Source organism: Streptomyces kebangsaanensis (assembly GCF_001906585.1).
Classification (GTDB): Bacteria; Actinomycetota; Actinomycetes; order Streptomycetales; family Streptomycetaceae; genus Streptomyces; species Streptomyces kebangsaanensis.
This window is the reverse complement of record NZ_JUJA01000157.1, coordinates 75,293-78,413: the sequence shown is the minus strand read 5'-3', so window position 1 is coordinate 78,413 and position 3,121 is coordinate 75,293. Positions and strand designations below refer to the sequence as shown.

Sequence of the window (3,121 nt, the reverse complement as noted above, 5' to 3'; positions counted from 1 at the left end):
CGCAGCCGCAGGCGCCGAAGAGCGGCAGGCTCCTGATGTCGGCGGGCTGCTCGGTCTCGCGCTCCTGCGTGGGGTCGGGCGTGGTGCCGCGGGATTCGGCCATGGGTCCCTCCTCGAGGCTGGTGCCTTTGCCCATTTCATGCCCGCCGCACTGGGCGCATCAACGGCGCACAGTGGCTCATGCGCGCCCTTGAGCCGTTCCTTCGCACCGGTCCCGGACGGTCACGCGCCGGCCGCCGCGCACCCCCACCGCCGCACCGGCCCCCACCGCCGCACCGGCCCTCACACGCCCTCCGCCCCCGTCACCGACTGGATGTCCTGCTGCTGCAGCTCGTCCGCGTGCTCGCCCGTCACCAGGTACACCACCCGCTTCGCCACCGCCACCGCGTGGTCGGCGTAGCGCTCGTAGTAGCGGCCGAGCAGGGTGACGTCCACCGCCGTCTCGATGCCGTGCTTCCAGCGGTCTTCGATCAGGTGGGTGAAGAGGGTGCGGTGCAGCAGGTCCATCTCGTCGTCGTCCTGCTCCAGCTGCAGCGCCAGGTCGACGTCCTTGGTCACGATCACCTCGGCCGCCTTCGCCATCAGGCGCTGCGCGAGCTGTCCCATCTCCAGGATGGTGGCGTGCAGGTCCTGCGGGACCGCGCGCTCGGGGAAGCGCAGCCGGGCGAGCTTGGCCACGTGCTGGGCGAGGTCGCCCGAGCGCTCCAGGTCGGCGGACATCCGCAGGGAGGTGACGACGATCCTCAGATCCGTCGCCACCGGCTGCTGGCGGGCCAGCAGGGCGATGGCCCGGGCCTCCAGGTCGTGCTGGAGGTCGTCGACCTTCTGATCGGCCTCGATCACGCTCTCGGCCAGCTTCAGGTCGGCGTCGAGCATGGCGGTCGTGGCGCGCCCGATCGCCGACCCGACCAGCCGGGCCATCTCCACCAGACCGTCACCGATCGAGTCGAGTTCCTCGTGGTACGCGTCACGCATCAGGGTTCCCTCTCATATGTGTTCTTCGGGGGTTCGTAGGGGGCTCGTACCCCACGCTCTCAACATTCCGGGCCCAACGCGTCCGTTTCCGTCACCCCAAATGAACCATCACTGGCTCCAAGGTGAACTCTGGGCGACGAGTGTTCGAGCTCGCACCCGGACGGCTGTGGGCATGTCGTACCCCATGCCTAACCTGGACGCATGGACCTGAACGAGGCGGTCGCCGCAGCGGCAGCGATCGCCGGAGTGCTCACCGGCGTCATCGCCATGCTGGCGTTCCGCTGGAGCGAGCGCGAGCAGAAGCGCGCGACTCGCGCCTCCCTGCCCGCCGACCCGGTGCTTCCCCCGGGTGTGGACACCGTCCTGTCCGTCCTGCGCTCCTCCGCCGTCGTCCTCGACGAGACCGAAACCGTGGTCAAGGCCAGCTCCGCCGCGTACGCCCTCGGGCTGGTCCGCGGCGGCGAGCTCTCCGTGGAACCGATGCTCCAGATGGCCCGCGACACCAGGAGGGACGGGGAGATACGGCAGGTCGAGCTGGACCTGCCCCGGCGCGGCACCGGGCGCGGCGAGGCCCTCGCCGTCTCCGCTCGCGTCGCGCCGCTGGGTTCCCGCCTGGTCCTGCTGCTGGTCGAGGACCTCACCGAGGCCCGCCGCATCGAAGCCGTACGGCGCGACTTCGTCGCCAACGTCAGCCACGAGCTGAAGACGCCCGTCGGCGCGCTCTCCCTCCTCTCCGAGGCCGTGATGGACGCCTCCGACGACCCCGAGGCCGTGGAGCGCTTCGCCGGGCGCATGCAGATCGAGGCGACCCGGCTGACCAACCTGGTGCAGGAGCTCATCGACCTGTCCCGGGTGCAGAACGACGACCCGCTGGAGGACGCCGAGCCCGTCCGCGTGGACCAGCTGGTCGCCGAGGCCATCGACCGCTGCCGCCACCAGGCCGGCACCAAGCAGATCACCATGGCCACCGGAGGCACGGCCGACCTGAGGGTCTGGGGCAACCGCGGCCAGCTCGCCGCCGCCCTCGGCAACCTCGTGGAGAACGCCGTCAACTACTCCCCGTCCCGCACCCGCGTCGGCATCGCCGCCCGCCGGGTGGACGCGCCCGGCGGGGACATGATCGAGATCGCCGTCACCGACCAGGGCATCGGCATCTCCGACAAGGACAAGGAGCGCATCTTCGAGCGCTTCTACCGCGTCGACCCGGCCCGCTCACGTGCCACGGGGGGCACCGGCCTGGGCCTGGCGATCGTGAAGCACGTGGTCGCCTCGCACGGCGGGGAAATCGCGGTGTGGAGCGCCGAGGGTCAGGGATCCACCTTCACCCTGCGGCTGCCGGAGGCGGCCGCGGCCCGCGAGGCCCGCGACCGGTACCGCGATCGGGACCGCGACCACGCACAGCAGCACCCCGTCCTCTCCGAGGAGGCCGGGCAGTCCACGACCGAACCATCCCGCTACGAACCGCTTCCCGCCCCGGAGGTCCTTCCGTGACCCGAGTGCTCGTCGTCGAGGACGAGGAGTCCTTCTCCGACGCCCTGTCGTACATGCTCCGCAAGGAGGGCTTCGAGGTCGCCGTCGCGGCCACCGGGCCCGACGGACTCGACGAGTTCGAGCGCAACGGCGCCGACCTCGTCCTCCTCGACCTGATGCTGCCGGGCCTGCCCGGCACGGAGGTGTGCCGCCAGCTGCGCGGCCGCTCCAACGTCCCCGTGATCATGGTGACCGCCAAGGACAGCGAGATCGACAAGGTCGTCGGCCTGGAGATAGGCGCGGACGACTACGTCACCAAGCCGTTCTCCTCCCGTGAGCTGGTCGCCCGTATCCGCGCGGTGCTGCGCCGGCGCGGCGAGCCGGAGGAGGCCGTCCCGGCGGCGCTGGAGGCCGGCCCGGTCCGCATGGACGTCGACCGGCACGTCGTGACCGTCTCCGGCTCCAAGGTCGACCTGCCGCTGAAGGAGTTCGACCTGCTGGAGATGCTGCTGCGCAACGCCGGGCGCGTGCTGACCCGTATGCAGCTCATCGACCGCGTCTGGGGCGCCGACTACGTGGGCGACACCAAGACCCTCGACGTCCACGTCAAGCGGCTGCGTGCCAAGATCGAGCCGGATCCGGGTGCGCCGCGGTACCTGGTGACGGTCCGGGGGCC

The 3,121-nt window shown here is 71.1% G+C and carries 3 protein-coding genes; 2 read left to right on the top strand and 1 reads right to left on the bottom strand.

Going from position 1 to position 3,121, the window contains the following annotated elements; all coding sequences use genetic code 11:
• Positions 1 to 282 precede the first annotated feature (282 nt).
• Positions 283 to 975 (bottom strand): phosphate signaling complex protein PhoU, encoded by a 693-nt coding sequence (gene phoU / locus RH94_RS27480; protein WP_073950919.1) that lies wholly within the window; start codon positions 973 to 975, stop codon positions 283 to 285.
• Between the two features lie 201 nt (positions 976 to 1,176).
• Here phoU and RH94_RS27475 point away from each other — a divergent pair, with 201 nt between their 5' ends.
• Entirely contained in the window at positions 1,177 to 2,466 is a 1,290-nt protein-coding gene (locus tag RH94_RS27475; RefSeq protein WP_073950917.1) for a sensor histidine kinase, read from the top strand.
• Positions 2,463 to 3,121, top strand: a 659-nt coding sequence (locus RH94_RS27470; RefSeq protein WP_073950915.1) for a response regulator transcription factor, incomplete at its 3' end; no start/stop codon positions are given. The genes RH94_RS27475 and RH94_RS27470, both read left to right, overlap by 4 nt.

What these genes read in the sequence shown, in the direction of transcription:
- phoU (WP_073950919.1), bottom strand. Translation starts at nt 975, where the DNA reads ATGCGTGACGCGTACCACGAGGAACTCGACTCGATCGGTGACGGTCTG.
- RH94_RS27475 (WP_073950917.1), top strand. Translation starts at nt 1,177, where the DNA reads ATGGACCTGAACGAGGCGGTCGCCGCAGCGGCAGCGATCGCCGGAGTG.